Source organism: Rhizobium indigoferae (assembly GCF_034554815.1).
GTDB lineage: Bacteria > Pseudomonadota > Alphaproteobacteria > Rhizobiales > Rhizobiaceae > Rhizobium > Rhizobium leguminosarum.
Genome location: NZ_CP140637.1, coordinates 277,335 through 293,276, shown reverse-complemented (window position 1 = coordinate 293,276; position 15,942 = coordinate 277,335). Strand labels below are relative to the sequence as shown.

Annotated in this window: 16 protein-coding genes; 2 read left to right on the top strand and 14 right to left on the bottom strand. The window is 58.3% G+C overall.

Features of this window, described 5'->3' with window-relative positions; genetic code table 11:
* Positions 1–95: 95 nt before the first annotated feature.
* The 3 genes from U5G49_RS27905 to U5G49_RS27895 form a co-directional block, all read right to left on the bottom strand.
* Positions 96–377: a hypothetical protein gene (locus U5G49_RS27905; protein WP_018245646.1), complete on the bottom strand. Its 282-nt coding sequence runs from the start codon at positions 375–377 to the stop codon at positions 96–98.
* Positions 378–529: 152 nt separating this feature from the next.
* On the bottom strand, positions 530–1,012 hold the full coding sequence (locus tag U5G49_RS27900) for an NUDIX domain-containing protein (RefSeq protein ID WP_193444467.1): 483 nt from the start codon (positions 1,010–1,012) through the stop codon (positions 530–532).
* A 24-nt stretch (positions 1,013–1,036) separates the two neighbouring features.
* Entirely contained in the window at positions 1,037–1,204 is a 168-nt protein-coding gene (locus tag U5G49_RS27895) for a hypothetical protein (RefSeq protein ID WP_018245644.1), read from the bottom strand.
* A gap of 237 nt (positions 1,205–1,441) precedes the next feature.
* Here U5G49_RS27895 and U5G49_RS27890 point away from each other — a divergent pair, with 237 nt between their 5' ends.
* Entirely contained in the window at positions 1,442–2,122 is a 681-nt protein-coding gene (locus U5G49_RS27890) for a redoxin domain-containing protein (RefSeq protein ID WP_168331481.1), read from the top strand.
* Positions 2,123–2,231: 109 nt separating this feature from the next.
* On the opposite strand, the gene U5G49_RS27885 is transcribed toward U5G49_RS27890, so the two are convergent.
* From U5G49_RS27885 to melA, 9 genes are all read right to left on the bottom strand, one after another.
* Positions 2,232–3,302 (bottom strand): ABC transporter ATP-binding protein, encoded by a 1,071-nt coding sequence (locus U5G49_RS27885; RefSeq protein ID WP_018516774.1) that lies wholly within the window; start codon positions 3,300–3,302, stop codon positions 2,232–2,234.
* A gap of 67 nt (positions 3,303–3,369) precedes the next feature.
* Positions 3,370–4,668 (bottom strand): D-tagatose-bisphosphate aldolase, class II, non-catalytic subunit, encoded by a 1,299-nt coding sequence (locus U5G49_RS27880; RefSeq protein WP_193444468.1) that lies wholly within the window; start codon positions 4,666–4,668, stop codon positions 3,370–3,372.
* Positions 4,665–5,618 carry an SIS domain-containing protein gene (locus U5G49_RS27875; RefSeq protein ID WP_128403308.1) on the bottom strand — a complete coding sequence of 318 codons (954 nt, stop codon included), beginning with the start codon at positions 5,616–5,618 and terminating at the stop codon, positions 4,665–4,667. The genes U5G49_RS27880 and U5G49_RS27875 overlap by 4 nt, the downstream gene beginning before the upstream one ends.
* An 11-nt stretch (positions 5,619–5,629) precedes the next feature.
* Positions 5,630–6,463: a carbohydrate ABC transporter permease gene (locus tag U5G49_RS27870; RefSeq protein WP_193444501.1), complete on the bottom strand. Its 834-nt coding sequence runs from the start codon at positions 6,461–6,463 to the stop codon at positions 5,630–5,632.
* A gap of 23 nt (positions 6,464–6,486) precedes the next feature.
* Positions 6,487–7,404, bottom strand: coding sequence for a carbohydrate ABC transporter permease (locus tag U5G49_RS27865; protein ID WP_193444469.1), 918 nt, complete (start codon positions 7,402–7,404; stop codon positions 6,487–6,489).
* Complete coding sequence (locus U5G49_RS27860; RefSeq protein WP_193444470.1) at positions 7,401–8,657, bottom strand: ABC transporter substrate-binding protein; 1,257 nt, start codon at positions 8,655–8,657, stop codon at positions 7,401–7,403. Before U5G49_RS27860 ends, U5G49_RS27865 begins: the two co-directional genes overlap by 4 nt.
* 31 nt (positions 8,658–8,688) lie before the next feature.
* Positions 8,689–9,648, bottom strand: a complete 960-nt coding sequence (locus U5G49_RS27855; protein WP_193444471.1) for an N-acetylglucosamine kinase — start codon at positions 9,646–9,648, stop codon at positions 8,689–8,691.
* The gene (locus U5G49_RS27850; protein WP_193444472.1) at positions 9,645–10,439 is read right to left on the bottom strand and encodes a DeoR/GlpR family DNA-binding transcription regulator; all 795 of its coding nucleotides are present in this window, start codon (positions 10,437–10,439) and stop codon (positions 9,645–9,647) included. Before U5G49_RS27850 ends, U5G49_RS27855 begins: the two co-directional genes overlap by 4 nt.
* Before the next feature lie 188 nt (positions 10,440–10,627).
* Positions 10,628–11,944 (bottom strand): alpha-glucosidase/alpha-galactosidase, encoded by a 1,317-nt coding sequence (gene melA, locus U5G49_RS27845; protein WP_193444473.1) that lies wholly within the window; start codon positions 11,942–11,944, stop codon positions 10,628–10,630.
* Positions 11,945–12,043: 99 nt separating this feature from the next.
* Here melA and U5G49_RS27840 point away from each other — a divergent pair, with 99 nt between their 5' ends.
* Positions 12,044–12,910 (top strand): helix-turn-helix domain-containing protein, encoded by an 867-nt coding sequence (locus tag U5G49_RS27840; RefSeq protein ID WP_193444474.1) that lies wholly within the window; start codon positions 12,044–12,046, stop codon positions 12,908–12,910.
* A gap of 131 nt (positions 12,911–13,041) precedes the next feature.
* Here the strand turns inward: U5G49_RS27840 and U5G49_RS27835 are convergent, their stop codons facing one another.
* Positions 13,042–14,001, bottom strand: coding sequence for an HD-GYP domain-containing protein (locus tag U5G49_RS27835; RefSeq protein ID WP_312861311.1), 960 nt, complete (start codon positions 13,999–14,001; stop codon positions 13,042–13,044).
* An 86-nt stretch (positions 14,002–14,087) separates the two neighbouring features.
* The gene (locus U5G49_RS27830) at positions 14,088–15,902 is read right to left on the bottom strand and encodes a putative bifunctional diguanylate cyclase/phosphodiesterase (protein ID WP_193444476.1); all 1,815 of its coding nucleotides are present in this window, start codon (positions 15,900–15,902) and stop codon (positions 14,088–14,090) included.
* Positions 15,903–15,942 lie beyond the last annotated feature (40 nt).

The following is a 15,942-nucleotide window of genomic DNA, read 5'->3' as shown; positions in this document are numbered from 1 at the left end:
TTATCCCCAGCGCGGATTAACGGCTTTATCTCAATCCATCAACCGCCGTCCACACTGACAGAGCGCATTGCTGACAGGGCCGCCCTCGCCCTCGGCTAGTGGACCACTCGGTTCGGTTTCGCGCGGTTCGAGAATTGGTGGACGAGCATGATGCCCTGCTCAAGCAGCAACTCGGCCGCCTGCAGATCGCGCGGCGTGAGATCGCCGGATAGTCCGCGAATCGTATTCGCGACGCAGATGGAGTTGGCGACAAAGCGGGCGTCGCCCTCACCTTCTGCCTCCTCGGCCGTTGCTTCCAAGGCGTCGGCGACGGTGTCGAGCAGGCTCGAGCGTTCGACAAGCGTCATGTCGTTCAGGGTTTTGGAAATGCCGTTCATGATTGTCTCCTCGCGCGTGCCCAAGGCGGATCGCAGCTCCAATTTCTCGATTTCAGTCACATGGCGTGACTGTCAGATAGGATTGCTGTCTTCAGAAGCAACTCATGGCTGCCGCGCACCTCACGCATGAGTGCAGTGAGATGACGGCTCGATCAATAACTTCGGGCCGCTCGTTCCAGATGCGTCAGGAGGTCGGGAAGCATTGGTCGCTGCCCTTTCAAGAGCTTTATGGTTGCGTCGGGCAGGGAAAACCATCCCGCACGATCAACCTCTGGAAAGCTCTTTACCCGCCCTGACCGTGGCGGCCATTCCATTTGAAATTCGGAACTCTGTATCGCATTCACGTCCAGTACCGGATCGGCTTCTATCGACCAAGCGATAACTATCTTTCCGCCAGGTTGTCGGTATTCGCCCAACGGTGTGAACTTGCCATTGACCGCTATATCAAGCTCTTCGGCAGTCTCCCTTATTGCCGCCGCGAGCTCGTCTTCTCCAGCCTCGACCAGCCCTTTCGGGATCGACCACGCAGCCTCGTCTTTCCTAGCCCAGAAAGGGCCGCCCGGATGGACGAGAAGGACTTCGATGTCCCCGGAAACACGCCGGTGTATCAAAAGTCCGGCGCTACGGATGACCATCGCCTTGTGCCCCTCTTGTGTCGATCACGAGGCCAGGCATTCCTCACAGATGCCGCAGCCGTCATCATCCATCCACCGACGCCGGCGCTTGCAGCAAAGGCAAGCAGCACCGTCTGGTTGTTCTTTTATGTCTTCCGGAGGAATGATCTCGATCGTCGTGTCGAATAGAGTGTCAGCCACAAGTTCCGCCATCTCATTGCTCCATTAGTCTGTTCTAAATAAGATAGGAGCGGCGATCGATACCGGCAAGCTCTCGACGACGTCAGGCGGTTCAATGAAAGGGTCAGCTTCGACGACGGTCGGAGCGGCAAATGCCATGCCGAACCACATTCGGCGATCTCAACATCGAACACTGGGCCTTCTTGCGACACAAGTGGTATAGTCAAATTTCGGTCGTCCACCTGGACGATACGACAAAGGAATTATTCCATGGGAGACCAGAAACGCCCGCTGCAACCAGGAGAAACCGCCCCCGCCTTCGCACTTGCCACGGCCAACTTCGACGGAACCGTCTCTTTCGCCGACTTGAGCGGTCGCCCGTTCGTCATCGGGTTCTTTCGCGGGCTGCACTGCCCGTTCTGCCGGCGCCAGTTAGAACAGCTTGCCAGCGTACAGCCGACCTTGCGCGCCGCCGGTGTGGAGACCGTGGCCGTTATCAACACGCCGGTGGAACGTGCCCGCCTGTATTTCCGCCACCGGCCGACGCCAATAACGCTTCTGTGTGACCCCGACTGCCGCACGCATCGAGCCTACGGTGTGCCGCATGGCGAGTTCCTGCCCGAAGGGAGTTGCGAGCAGCCCGAATGGCCCTATGGTGCAACGATGGCGCAGTTCCTGGCGGCCCGCATCAACCCCACGGGCGAGCTGCCGGAACCGCTGCACCCGATGGAAGCCAACACGATACTCAACGCCAAGGACGGCTTTGAGCTTGACGAAGCCGATAATGCGATCTTCGCGAACCATGCTACCCAGCTCGTCGGGCACTTCCTGGTCAATGCGAACGGCACCATCGGCTGGGTACAAATCGAGGCGCTCGACGGACCGAACAGCCTCTCCATCTTCCCGACCGCGGCGGAGATCATCGCCGCCGCTGGCAACCCTGGACACTGACCCGCACCGAATCGTCCGCCATCGTTGCTGCACGTTGTCGAATGAGGGCGACTCTTCGACCTGTCATCAGCTTGAACTCCATGTCACGTTCTGCCGGAAAATCATCAGGTTAGACGGACCTCAACCGCCTTTCGGTTCTCGCGTCGAACAGATGCAGTTTGCTGAGATCTGGGGCAATGACGATCTGGTCGCCGGCGCGCAGATCAAGGCGCTCTCTTACCGTCGCAACGAGGTGATCGGCGCCAAACTTCGTGGTTATCTGGATCTCAGCACCAGTAGGTTCAACGAGGACGACCTCAGCGGTAGCAGGACCTTGTCCGATTGTGAGATGCTCAGGGCGAATGCCGTAGATAATCTGCGCGCCGCGTTCCAATGACGCTGCTTCGGGCAGTGGTAACCTACCTCCGCCGTCCGCGATCAACTCCAGCGGCCCCGAAGTGCTGACCTGCCCTCGAATAAGGTTCATCGCCGGCGAACCGATAAAGCCGGCCACGAAAAGGTTTGCCGGTCGGTCGTAGAGATCCAACGGCGAGCCTATCTGCTCGACGAAGCCGTCCCGCATCACAACAATCCGATCGGCCATCGTCATCGCCTCGATCTGATCGTGGGTGACATAAATGGTCGTTGTCTTCAGCCGCTGATGCAGTTGCTTGATTTCTGAACGCATCTGCACACGCAGCTTCGCGTCCAGGTTCGACAATGGTTCGTCAAACAGGAAGACCTGCGGATTTCTAACGATGGCACGGCCCATCGCCACGCGTTGGCGTTGGCCACCCGACAGATTTCTCGGATATCTGTCGAGCAGATGCTCGAGCCCCAGAATTTCAGCGGCCTCTCGAACACGCTGCCTGGTCTGTTCCTTGGGTGCTTTCGCCAGCTTCAGCGAAAAACCCATATTCGCCTCGACTGTCAGATGGGGGTAGAGCGCATAGGACTGGAAAACCATCGCGATATCGCGTTCTTTTGGCGCGACATTGTTCACGACCTTGCTGCCGATCGAAATCCGACCAGCTGAAATCTCTTCGAGGCCGGCGATCATCCGCAACAATGTCGACTTCCCGCACCCGGACGGGCCGACCAGGATAACGAACTCGCCGTCTTGGATATCAATATCCACCCCATGCAGAACTTCGAAGTGACCGTAGCTCTTGCGGGCATTCGCCACACTTACTGACGCCATAACTTTCTCCGGCTGAATATTGATATCTTCGGGACGCAGCCGCTCGTCTGACACGGCTGTCGATTGCTCATTGGCTTGCCGTGGCGGCTGAATAAGGCGCCAATACCGCGTCGACCGCAGCAAGGCAGAGCTCGCGGGCCTTCGGAGCGACCCGCTTTGACACCACGTCAGAATATAGTCGGCCGAGATATTGGCTGATCAGAGTTTCGGGAATTTCATCAGGAAGCCGGCTGAACAATTCACCGACCGCGGCGGATGCTCGAGGATCCGGCCAGTAATAGCGAATTCGATCACTATAGCTGAAATGCCGTTGCAGTCGCTGCTCATCGGGACTGCCGCCATAGTGGCCCGCCCAGCTTGCCGGTTGCTCAACCATGATTTTTTCCATGGTCGTCATCAGTCCGGTTCGTGGCGTCTTCCCTGCAAGCACATCAGCGATCGCATCGAGACCGTAGAGCGCTTCGCGCAGCGCGAAAGTCAGCCCTGGTCCGACCTTGAGGATTGCAAAGCCGCCGTCAACGAGAGCAGACAAGGCTTCGGCCGGTTGGTAGTCGGTGGAATGTGCTTCGAAAACCAAGCCCGGCATGTCGTCGAGCGAACGAATGAGGCTCTTGGCCCGTTCAGGCTTGTAGAGCGCCACGTCCGTGTTGCCGAATTCCACACCCGGCTGAACCACTATCCCAATGACCCGCTCCATCGCAGACGCCAAACCTGCTTCGGCAAACGACGCCCGGTGAACCGCCAGGGTTTTCATCGCCGCATCGGCCCGCGTGATTTCGATTTCTTCGAGTGCGTGCGTTGCACCACCCGGAGGCGGCACCTCGGTTCCGATGATATAGACCGGCGCACGGCGGCCTGAACGAAGAGCGGCCTCTTCGGCGGCCTTTGCCAATCGAGCGGCCCGCGCCGCAGTCAATTCGTCATCGAGCGCCATTGGTTCACCGGCACAGCCCATCGACGTGTCCAGGTGAATCTTTTCAAACCCTGCCTCGACATAGGTCGTCACCATAGCCGCGGCGCGCAGCATTGCCTCCTCGGCCGCTAACGTCCTCCACGGGTTGGGGCCGAGGTGATCGCCTCCCAGGATGATGCGTTCGGCTGGAAAATCAGTCGCTGCGGCGATGTTCTCGATGAACCGGCGATAGTCCGCCGGCGTCATCGCGGTATAGCCGCCCTCCTGATTAACCTGATTGCAGGTGGCTTCGATGAGGACCGCCCGGTGCTCAATGCGGGCACGTCGAAGGGCTGCCTCGATGACCAGCGGATGAGCCGAGCAGACCGAAGTGACGCCACGGGGAAAAGGCAGGTTCCTGGCACCGAAAAGCTTTCGCAGCGCGATCTGCCGGTTCTCTTCGATCATCGTCATGCGAGCGTCACGACTTTCGTCAGGTGACGGGGAGAGACCGTATCGATTTGCCGAGCCTGAGCGGCCCGTTCGCCGAGGACCTGCAGCGCCGGAAGGACAACGAGACCCGCAAGCGAAAGATCGACATCAACGGCGAGTTCCAGATCGCCTGGACCACCCACACCGATGACGACCGCGCCTTTTTCTCTCAGTTCTCCCACCAGTTTCGTCTCTGCTTCCCTCTGGTCGGAGCTGTACAGCATGACCGCAACCGTCTTCCCATCAACGAGGCTGATCGGCCCATGCCGGTATTCAAGCGGGTGGAAGGCTTGGGTCATGATCTGGCTCATTTCCATGAGCTTGAGCGCCCCTTCCAGGGCGACGCCGAAGAGAGGTCCCCCACCGAGAAAGACGAAGTGCGACCGATCGGCGATAATTCCAGGCAGCGCGGCATCGAGAGCGCTCGCGAGCTGGCGGGCGGAATTCACGACAGAGGCAGGAACCTTCTGCCCGATCATCTGCAAACCGAGAAGGACCATGAGGCTCGCCGATACCGTCATGACGATACCTTCGTCCGGATGGGTTTCGGCCGCGACCATCCGATCGCAATTTTTCGCGAGAGAGCTTTCCGGTTCGACCGTTATCGCCGTGACGAAGGCGCCGGCGGCCCGGCTTGCCTTTGCTGCGGCGACGGTCTCTGTCGTCTCGCCGCTCCGGGACAGCGCGACGACGTGCGTGTTGCGCCACTCCGGCCAGAACGCCGAGGGACGGTTTTGCCATTCGGCGCCGGGGACCGCGATTGCCTTTCGCCCCGCCATATTGGCATAAGCTGCCAGCGAAAGTGCAAGATTGAAAGACGTGCCGCAGCCGACGAAGACGAGCAGCTCCGCGCGGTCGTCGGCTGAATTCAATTCAATGGCCTTCTCCCAGTAAGGAAATTGCTCGAAAATAACCTTTTCGGTCGTGCTCATGAAGTCTCCGATTATTTGACAGAACCAGCCAACAGGCCGCTGACGAGGTAACGGTTGAGGAAAATGACGACGAGGGCGGGAATGACGATCGCGATCGAACCACTCGCGGTGATGAGGCCGTAGTCGATGAAGTTCTTCGTTACGAATTCTGGAATCAGAACCGTTAGGGGCTTCGTTGCCTGCGGCGAGAAAATGAGCGGTACGAGATACTGCCCCCAGGCACCAAGGAAGGTGAGGATCGCCGCTGCCGTCAGACCCGGTCCGGCCAGCGGCAGGACGATGTTGAAGAAGATGTAGAGCCGGCCCGCTCCGTCGAGTTGCGCGGCCTCTTCCAGTGCGATCGGAAGAGCTTCGAACACGCTCCGCAGAAGCCATAACGACAGGGGCAGGAAGGCGGAGACATAGATCAGCGAGACGCCCACATAGGTATCGACGAGATGCAGCTTGATCATGATCTGATAGAGCGGGATCAAGACCGCGTAGGCAGGAATGGCCAGAGTCGCGACGACGGCGACAAAAAGCACTTTCCGGCCAGGAAACTGAAGCCTGGTGAACGCGTACGCTCCAAGAGAGGATATAGCGACGCAAAGCAGCGTGGCGGCGATTGATGTCACCATGCTATTGAGCAACGCGGCACGGAACTGTTTGAATACCTCCACACCCCCGATCCGCGCAATATTGATGCCGAGCAGCCGGGAGTAGTGATCGAGCGTAAAGTGCTGCGGGAAGAAGTTGATCGGTCGGGTCGAAAAGTCGTCGCTGGGCGTAACCGAACTCGCGATGGTCCAGTAGATCGGCCCTAGAGACCAGATCAACAGGACGACGACACCGGTCCAAATCATCATTCGATAGGCAATAGTAGATCTCATCAGTCGAACCGTGTGTTGCGATAGACACGAAGGACGTAGAGGAGCGAAATCAGCAGAGACACGAGAGTGATCACGACCGATAGCGCCATGCCATACGAGAAGCGGAGATTCTGGAAGGTTTCGAGGTAGATCTGGACGAGCACCGGTCGGGTCTCGAGGCTGGCACCGGCCAGAACCCAGGCCTCGTCGAAGAGATTGAAAGCGTTCACGGTTGCGTTCGTCATGGCGACAGCGATCGCGCTGCGAACCAGCGGAAGGGTTACCAATGCGAACATCTGAACGCGCGTCGCCCCATCGATCCGCGCAGCCTCATAGAGATGAGCAGGGATACTCTGCATCGCCGCAAGGACGATGACGATCGTCAAAGGCATCATGCGCCAGACGTGGACGATTGTTACGGCGACGATGGCGCTGGTGCGATCGTTGAACCAGACGTGATTTTCGAAGGGGAGCCCGAGCGCAGAAAGAATGCCGTTCAACAGACCCGCACCCGGTTGATAAATCCAAAGCCAAATGACCGAATTTACAACGCCGGGCAGCGCCCAGGGCAAGATCACTGCTGCGAGAACCCACTGCCGCCCGACCTTGATCTGATTGATGAGAGCGGCGGCAAGAACGCCGAACACGGTTTCGGCGACGACGGCCAGAACAACGTATGTGAGCGTGTTGCTCCAGGTGGTCGCGAGCTGGCCATCCGATAGCATTCGGCTGTAGTTTTCCAGGCCGATGAATGGAGTGCCGGCCTGCATGGGGTTGACCCTGTGCAGGCTGTCCCAGACGGTTCTTCCCATCGGGTAGAAGACCAAAGCTGCCATCGTGATAACGATGGGCGACACCAACAGCAAGCCGAGCGTGGCGTCGGCGTTGAAGCCGACCCCACGCTTGCTCGTGGCCCCCTCGGACGCCAAAGCTGTCATTGCGCCATCGCCTGCTTGGCGGCGGAAGCGATAGCCTCCATCGCCTGGTCGACGCTCATCTGTCCCTTGGCAGCGCTATTGATCGCTGTGTTTACGCCGCTGGAAAATTGCGGATACCAAGGCGGCGTGCCCTGCGGAAACAGCGGCTCAACGGTCTTGGACTGTGCCACGAGAGCATCGCCGCTGTTCAGCTTTCCGGACTCGTTGAGTTCGGAAAGCGCCGACGTGCGGGTCGGCAAGAAGCCGTTCACGGCATTCTTCTTCTGGAAGTCCTTGCTGGTGAACCATTTGACGAAGGCGATCGCCGCCTCCTTGTTGGGAGAGACGTTTGGAATAGCCAGCGCTTCTGGAAGCCCGAAACTGCGCGTTTCACCGCTTGCCGTCGGCACGAGGATCGCTTCCACCTGGCCGGCGACTTTCGACTGCTTGGGGTCGTTCATCTGGCCAAGACGACCAGGCTCACCGGAGATCATGATGCTGGTGATGCCCTGCCCGAACATGCTCTCATTGATCTGGCTGTCTTTCAGGCCGGTAGACGCCGGATCGACCAGCCCTTCTTTGAGGAGCATCAGCTCGAAAGCAAGCGCCTTGTAACCAGCCGAATCCGGCGAGGTGAAGAGCGGATTGAAGTCCTTGTCGAAGAGTTCGCCACCGAAGGCTTTGGTCAGCAAGTACCAGCTCGTTGACGCGCCTTCGGTTGCTGAAACCGGCAGGCCGATCGGATACTCGACAATGCCCTTTTCCTTGATTTTCTTGGCTGCAGCGACCAGGGCGTCCAATGTTTTCGGCATCTCGGTGATGCCTGCATCCACGAAATGCTTCTTGTTGACGAGCATCACCCGGAAGTCGTTGGTGTAGGGGATACCCAATAACTTGCCGTCGACGGTGAAGATCTTCGCAACACCGATATCTTTCACGGTGTCGGCGTCGATCACATCATCAAGCGGCATGTACCAACCTGCGGCGCTGAACTGACCGGTCCAGGACCAATCGAATTCGGTCACATCAGCCGGCGCTGTCCCGGCAACCAAGGCCGTCACCAGCTTCGGGCGGATGTCGTCCCAGGACAAGGTCTGCAGGTCGACGTGAATGCCGGTTTCGGCTTCGAAGTCAGAGGCGATATTCGGTCCCTGCGGCGATGGCATGAGCACCGTGATCGATTGACCGGCAAGCGGCTTGGCGTCCTGGCCAAGAGCGGGTACGGCGATTGCCAGGGCTGCTGATGCAAGTAGAGGCAAGATCAATTTATGCATGTTCCCATCCTTCATTATTCTTGAGCTCAATTCACTGGGATGCGCAGTCACCGCCTTCGGCCGTGGCCACGATTTGCCCGAACCAGCCATCGTCTAATGGCCAGTCGAGAAGCTGGGCGGCAGCCAGGAGCGCGCCGCCGATCGGAGGAAGTTTCGGCAAAGCCGGAGGCCTGCCAATAAGGCGTTTAAGCGCCTCCAGAAGTAGCCGGCTCGAAAAGGTACCGCCGGCATAGGTCCAGCCGGAATCCGGATCACAATGGCCGGCAATTGCCGCATGATGCTTCGCCAATTCATCGGCCGCCTGCTCGATCAACGCGATCGCCCCTTTGTCGCCGCCAAGTGCGACCTGATCGACGAGGGCCGAAATTGCTGCAATGTCTGCCCGCGGGTTCGCCAAGGAGCTGGCCCAATCGCCGAGGCCATTCATGGGATTGCTCGGGTCGATGTGAAGGTGGTCAAACAAGGCCTTTGCGAGAGCCGTTGTGGGAGCACGCCCGTCCAAGCTTTGGCTGACGAGGTTGAGCGCCCTCCGCCCGATCCAATGGCTGCTGCCCTCATCACCGACAAGATCTCCCCAGCCGCCAGTGCGCGCCGACTGGCCTTTGGAATTACGCGCCCATGCCATTGAACCCGTGCCGGAAAGAATGAGGATACCCGGCTCACCCGCAAAAGCACCGAGATGGGCCGCGTCAACGTCGTTGAGGACGCGCCGGTGGACGTTTGGGAACAGGCGCTCGATCGCATCCCGTTGTAGAACCGACAGGCGCTCAACCTCCCCGTAGGCGGGCAGCGCCGCGGCGACGGCCGCCAGATTTCCTTCATCGCGAAAGGGAAGGAGATGCTGCTCCAGCTCCTGGAGCCAATTCGGATTGTCCATGGGATTGACCCCGTGGCCGCGGGAACGCCGCAATATCCGGCCACGCTTGTCCGCGAGGGCAACGAGCACCTTGCTTCCGCCACCGTCGATGCCGAGGATCAGCGCGTCGCTCACTCTTTCGCCCTCACGTCGGCGATCGTTGCGTCGACGCCGAAGTTGACAAGCTCGTCGCGCCAATGCCGCGAAAGCCCGGAATCGGTAATGACTTTCGCGGTGTCCAGCGGCGCGACCTTGTAGGTCGCCGTGGTTCCAAATTTCGAGGAATCGGCCAGGACGAAACGATTGGCCGACCGAGCCAGCATGCGCCTGTTGAGGCTCGCTTCCGCACTGTCCACGCTGTAGATCGCGCCGTCGGAACTAATGGCGCTGGCGCCAAGAAAGAGCTGGTCGAACCATAATGTTTCCAGCATTGCCTCCGCCTGAGGTCCGACAAGCGACGCATTCTCGCTACGCAGCTGACCACCGAGAAGTACCACCTCCAAATTCGGAATGTTCAGGAATTCCTGCGCTACCGTCAGGCCGTTGGTGAATATCCTGAGCGGCATGGGGTTGATGCGAACGAGGCGCGCAAGCTGCAGGACGGTCGTTCCGGCGTCGAGAAAGATTGCCGTACGCGGATGAAGCAGGTCGTAGGCCGCGGTGGCAATCGCCCGCTTGGCCGATAAATGGCGCTTTTCCCGCTCCTGAAATGCAACCTCAACCGATGATCCTTCGGCAATGCGCGCTCCGCCATGCACGCGATCAATGGCCCCCTCCTGCTCAAGGATCTGCAGGTCTCTACGAACCGTGGCAAGCGATGCGCCGATCGCATCGGCAAGAGCCTGGATGGTCGAAAAGCCGTTCGCGTAGAGGTGGCTGCGAATGGCATCCAGCCGATCGACCTTTACTCCAACTGCTTGGCTCAACGAAATTCTCCCTCACGATCCATCCCAATTTCGATCACATTTTCATTTCAAATGATCAGTGTCAATCAATTTACTGACGTTTTTTGATTTATTGGATGACGCTGGAACGAAAAGGGCGCGCCGTGAATTCACGGCGCGCCTAAAACGAATGAACTATCATGCGCATGTGGCTGGATTATCCGCGGATCTCACTGATATCTCGGCAACAAATCGCCGTGCGCATCGATCAGGTCGTCGACAAGGTTCCAGATTTGGTCTGGAGACAATTCCGCAGACGTATGCGGATCGAGCAGAGCGGCTTGGTAGATGCGCTCGCGGTTTTTTGTAAGGGCCGCCTCGACCGTCAACTGCTGAACAGAAACGCTCAAGTTCATGACGGCGGAAAGCTGAGAGGGGATCCGACCGACCCGGACCGGCTGAATTCCGTTTCTGTCGACATGGCAAGGCACTTCCACGATACACTCATCGGGCAGATTCTCGATCAGGCCGTTGTTTGGAACATTGCCGTATATCAGCGCCGGGTTGCCGGTTACCGCGGCATGAATGATGCCGGCCGCGTATTCATTGCTGCGGCACACCTCGATCGGCTTGTCGCCTTCCAGTTCCTTGCGCAGGGCATGCCACTCTTTGATCTGCACTTCGCAGCGGCGGATGTATTCGTCCAACGGAATATTGAGCTGATCGATCAGATCCCCTCGTCCCTCCTTGATGTACCAGGAGGTATACTCGGAGAAATGCTCGCTGGATTCGGTGACGAAGTGGCCGAGCCGTTTGAGCACATCGAACCGCACCCGATCGTCCGGCGGAACGCGGCCATCGGCGGCGAGAGCGTTCAGTCTCGGATAGAGATCTTCAAGCCGTCCGTCGCTGTGAACTTTCTCATATTTCAGGAAGAAGGCGACGTGATTGATGCCAGCCGAAACGTAGTTCACGTCGGCAATGTCCTCGCCGAGGCATTGCGCGAGATGCCCGGCAGTGTGCTGCACACTATGGCACAAGCCGACGGTGCGGATTTCCGGGGCCAGATCCTTGATCGCCCAGCAGTTGATGGCCATCGGGTTGACGTACTGCATCAGAAGAGCCCGCGGGCAAACCTCCTGCATGTCTCGGCAGATCGCCTCAAGGACTGGTATCGTCCGCAAACCGCGGAAAATACCCCCGATGCCAAGGGTGTCGGCGATCGTCTGACGCAAGCCATATTTTTTCGGAATGTCGAAGTCGGTGACGGTAGCCGGCTTGTAGCCACCGACCTGCATCATGAGGATCACGAAATCGGACCCGCGCAGTGCTTCCCGCCGGTCGAGCGTGGCGTCGATCCTGACGCTTGAAAGCTTAAGCGACTCGCAGATCCGGCGAGTGACGATTTCTGACGTCTTCAGTCGCTCTGGATCGATATCGAAGAGGCTGATGGCGTAGTCGCTCCCTCTCTGCGTGGACAGGACATCTCCCAGAATGTTCTGGGCAAAAACGGTGCTGCCAGCGCCAACCAGACAAATCTTCGGCATTGCAATCTCCCCATCGGTTGTGATTGCTTATTGCTCCTTCTAGATCAGAATTTCTTCCTGACATCGGCCTATTAATTCCGGGATTCGAGTCTCAGACACATGAAACATACCCAAAGCCGCGGCGAATGGATTGGATCCCGAGGGCAGTTCCTGATCGAGCGTCACATCGCTGATGCGATGGCCGCACCGCATTGGCACGATCACGTTGAATTAAACCTGCTCATGGCAGGCCAGATGACCTACCTTTTCAATGGAAGGCTGGAACAGGTTGAGGCCGGCCGCCTGGTTTTATTCTGGGCCGCAATTCCCCATCAGACGATCGCTGTTGCCGAAAACGCGCCGCTCGTATGTCTCTATCTTCCCCTTATCGATTTCCTTGGTCTGCCGGTGGACAGAAAGGCGAGGCAGTCGATCATGCAGGGGAGGTTTCTGGCGCAAGCAAATCAGGAGACGATGGATGCGTTGACACTCCCACGATGGGAAATAGAATGGCAGGGCGGCAGTGCGGCAAGACGGAAATTGATCGTCGAGGAAGTACGACTGCGAATACGACGTCTGATCCTGGACAATGCTGAAATCGACAATTCGCCAACCCATGTCTCTCCGACATCGTTGGCTGACCACGCGGTGCGCCACGTCGAGCTGCTGATCGACCTCATCAATTCCCGATACGCAGATCCGATAAGCGTGCCCGATCTCGCCAAGCTTGCGGGAATGCATCCAAGCACCGCTAACAGCGCTTTCCGAAAGATTCTGGGAATATCAGTCAACGAATACCTGACCCGACATCGGATTGCCCGGGCGATGCAGCTTCTGGCAGACACGGAGAACCCCGTCCTCCAGATCGGTTTTGACTGCGGGTTCGGTTCCAGCAGTCGCTTCTACGAGATTTTCAAGGAGCGAACGGGCACGACCCCCCGTCACTTCAGAGAAGCGGTGAACTCCAGGAACACTCCAGCACCCTGATGGGATTCAAACCGACGAGGTGGAGATCGCTCCTGTGCCCTTGGCCTCTGCTGCCGAAGTGACCGCCGATCCGGAGCGGAGTTGCAATTGACGTTTGGCCGGTGCGACGCGCCGTCCGGCAACTGACGGCTCTAGTGGAGCGTGCCGCTGATCACCATTTTTGATACAAATGCGGAAAGAAGCTGGCTGTCGAAATGGCCCGGCGAATTCATCATCATGTTGATTGCCTCCGCTTGCGAGAAGGCGCGCTTATACGGCCTGATTGTGGTCAACGCTTCGTAAACGTCACAAATCGCCGCAAGCCGGGCTACGTAAGGGATCTTCTTTCCGGCGAGCCGACCAGGATAGCCAGAGCCATCGAACTTTTCGTGGTGGTAGCGACAAATGTCGAGCACCTGCTTGGGAACATGCGCGACATGAGAAACCAGCTCATATCCTCGCTGAGGATGCCCGCGCACAAGATCCATTTCCTCGGCCGTCAGTTTACCGGGTTTCGTCAAAATTTCGTCCGGCAGCGCCATTTTTCCCAGATCGTGAACCAGTCCACCCAGTCCCAGGACCCGTACCTCCTCTTCTCCATGACCGAGGCTGCGCCCCAGGGTGATCATCAGTGCGCTAACCGCCAGCGAGTGGAGGAACGTCAGCTCATCTTTTTCCTTCAGCTTCGCGACTGCGATCAGCGCACCGGCATTGTCGAAGGCTGCCGACATGATCCGCTCCACAGCTGAGCTTGCCGCATCGCTGGCAAAAGAGGCTTTGATCCTGGCGTGGGCAAGCATTTGGCGGATCTGCGGTCTCGTATCCTCTACGCATTCCTTCGCCTGCTTGATATCCTTCGCCGAAAACACGGCACGAAGCTGGGCGTCAAACGCAGCCCGGTCGATGTCCTGTGTCGCACCCGGGTCGACATCCGCGCCTTTTCGGACGTCGATCACGACCGTCATCAGGCGGCTTGCCATCAAACTCTCGACCTGACCGGCCGCCGAGATCAGGAACGGCTTGAACCGGCGTGTCCTGTCTTCCCCCTCAATCTCGACGTCCTCGACATACATTCCGACCCGCAATTGGCTGACATGTATCCGTTTTCGCATCTCTGATCCGTTCAAAATGATCTTGGTACTCATGTGTTGTCTCAGGTATCGGGCCTTGCCCGAGCGCGAAACCTCGCCCAGGGAGGCTATCGGGCTCCGGCACGGGTCTTGTCTTTGTTGGGCCATTGTCCATGCTGCTCTAAAATGGCTGCGGCAGCCGTTCGATCGACTGCTTTCGAAAAGAGGTAGCCCTGTCCGAGCTTGCAGCCGAGCTGGCTCAACTGAGCAGCTTGGGATTCTGTCTCAATCCCCTCTGCGACAACCCGGATTCCCAGCTTGTCAGCTATTCCGATCAGGCCTTCAACGATGAAAGTTCCTGCGTCGCCGGGCACCATGCGATCGATGAAGGACTTGTCGATCTTGATGATGTCGACCGGCACCGTCAGCAGATGGGTCAAAGACGCGTAGCCCGTGCCAAAGTCGTCGAGGGCAACCCGTAAGCCCTTGGACCGAAGAGCCTTTATCTCCTCCGCCACAACATAGTCCCGTTGTCCGAGGTAAACCGATTCCGTTACTTCGAGGATGATGTGCTTAAGAGGAACCTCCGCTTCCCCGAAAATGCGGCACAGCCTGTCTTGCAGATTACCGCCACGAAAATCTGCGGCAGACAGGTTGATGCCGACATGTTGAAGAGGAAGGCCTCGGGCGAGCCAGCTCCGGATGTCCCTTGCAACCCTCAGTAACATCCGTTGTGTCAGCTCAGCAGCAATATGGGCGTCTTTCGTGGCCTCATGGAAATGCGCTGCGGCTATGATTTCGCCGGAAGGCGTGGTCATTCGACACAAGGCTTCGAAACCGACAATTTCGCGAGTATCCAGGCGCAATATCGGCTGGTAATGCGCGTCGATCCGATCCTCTTCCAGGGCGACGCCCACATCGCGAACCGCCCTGAAGCGTCGGGTCAGGGCGGTGCCCAGGCCGGGATAGTGTTGCACGTACCGGCCGCGATTGTGTTCTTTCGCATGATAGAGCGCCACATCGGCGTTCTGGCGGATCTGGTTAGGGTTTGGTTCCATCTCAGCCAGCGCACCGCCAATCGTCGCGGCGGGAAAGACGACATGACCGTCGCAGGTTGACGGAGAGGACAGTGCTTTCAAAATGTCGGTTGCCCCGACATTCAGATCAAGGTCCTTGTCGTCCGACACAATGACAGCAAACTCATCTCCACCGAGCCTAAACGTGTTTTTGGGGCCTGCTGTCGCGGCGATCCGGTCTGCAACCACTTGAATCAATGCGTCGCCGGCTGCGTGCCCGAACGTGTCGTTCACGAGTTTCAAGTTGTCGATGTCCACCAGCAAGATGCCCCAGGCGCGCCGGGATCGAGGCAGCTCTTCGGCTAGAAGCTGGTTGAAACGAGCGCGATTCGACAGCCCTGTTAAAGCGTCGCTGTATGTCAGCCGCTGACGTTCCATTACACGTTCTTCGCGATCGATGGCGATTATGCAGAGATGGACACAGGCGTCGACGAGGTCCCGTTCGATGGCCTTCGGACCGCGGTGGTCTCGATAGTAGAAGGCGAAACTACCAATCACCTGCTCGCCACGCTTGATCGGGCTGGACCAGCAAGCCTTCAATCCCAGTGGAAGGACCAGGGACTTGAAGTCCTGCCAACGAGGATCAGTCTCGATATCGGTGACAATGACCGCTTCACCGAAATAGGCAGCAGCGCCACAGGAGCCCGCAAGAGGACTGGCCTCAAGATTGTCGACAGCCGCTGAATAGTGAGGCGGTAGGGAAGGTCCAGCGAGTGTGTGAAGACGGCTCCCGTCGAACGTCAGCACCGAAGCGATGATCCCAGGAATGGCGGCCTCAACCTCGAGGCAAAGTTGCTCCATCGTTGCTGCCAGCGGTTCCCCTTTGGCAATCATTTCCAGAATGGCATTCTGCAACTCAAGGATCATGACGTCACTTCCCGGAAGGAGACCCTCCCTAGCAAACCGA

Bases quoted from the DNA above. Each gene is read 5' to 3' on its own strand.
- U5G49_RS27875 (WP_128403308.1), bottom strand. From the start codon at position 5,618: ATGAGCACGACCGAAAAGGTTATTTTCGAGCAATTTCCTTACTGGGAG.
- U5G49_RS27890 (WP_168331481.1), top strand. From the start codon at position 1,442: ATGGGAGACCAGAAACGCCCGCTGCAACCAGGAGAAACCGCCCCCGCC.
- U5G49_RS27835 (WP_312861311.1), bottom strand. From the start codon at position 14,001: ATGCGAAAACGGATACATGTCAGCCAATTGCGGGTCGGAATGTATGTC.
- U5G49_RS27900 (WP_193444467.1), bottom strand. From the start codon at position 1,012: ATGGTCATCCGTAGCGCCGGACTTTTGATACACCGGCGTGTTTCCGGG.
- U5G49_RS27860 (WP_193444470.1), bottom strand. From the start codon at position 8,657: ATGCATAAATTGATCTTGCCTCTACTTGCATCAGCAGCCCTGGCAATC.
- U5G49_RS27895 (WP_018245644.1), bottom strand. From the start codon at position 1,204: ATGGCGGAACTTGTGGCTGACACTCTATTCGACACGACGATCGAGATC.
- melA (WP_193444473.1), bottom strand. From the start codon at position 11,944: ATGCCGAAGATTTGTCTGGTTGGCGCTGGCAGCACCGTTTTTGCCCAG.
- U5G49_RS27905 (WP_018245646.1), bottom strand. From the start codon at position 377: ATGAACGGCATTTCCAAAACCCTGAACGACATGACGCTTGTCGAACGC.
- U5G49_RS27885 (WP_018516774.1), bottom strand. From the start codon at position 3,302: ATGGCGTCAGTAAGTGTGGCGAATGCCCGCAAGAGCTACGGTCACTTC.
- U5G49_RS27840 (WP_193444474.1), top strand. From the start codon at position 12,044: ATGAAACATACCCAAAGCCGCGGCGAATGGATTGGATCCCGAGGGCAG.
- U5G49_RS27865 (WP_193444469.1), bottom strand. From the start codon at position 7,404: ATGACAGCTTTGGCGTCCGAGGGGGCCACGAGCAAGCGTGGGGTCGGC.
- U5G49_RS27880 (WP_193444468.1), bottom strand. From the start codon at position 4,668: ATGACGATGATCGAAGAGAACCGGCAGATCGCGCTGCGAAAGCTTTTC.
- U5G49_RS27870 (WP_193444501.1), bottom strand. From the start codon at position 6,463: ATGATGATTTGGACCGGTGTCGTCGTCCTGTTGATCTGGTCTCTAGGG.
- U5G49_RS27830 (WP_193444476.1), bottom strand. From the start codon at position 15,902: ATGATCCTTGAGTTGCAGAATGCCATTCTGGAAATGATTGCCAAAGGG.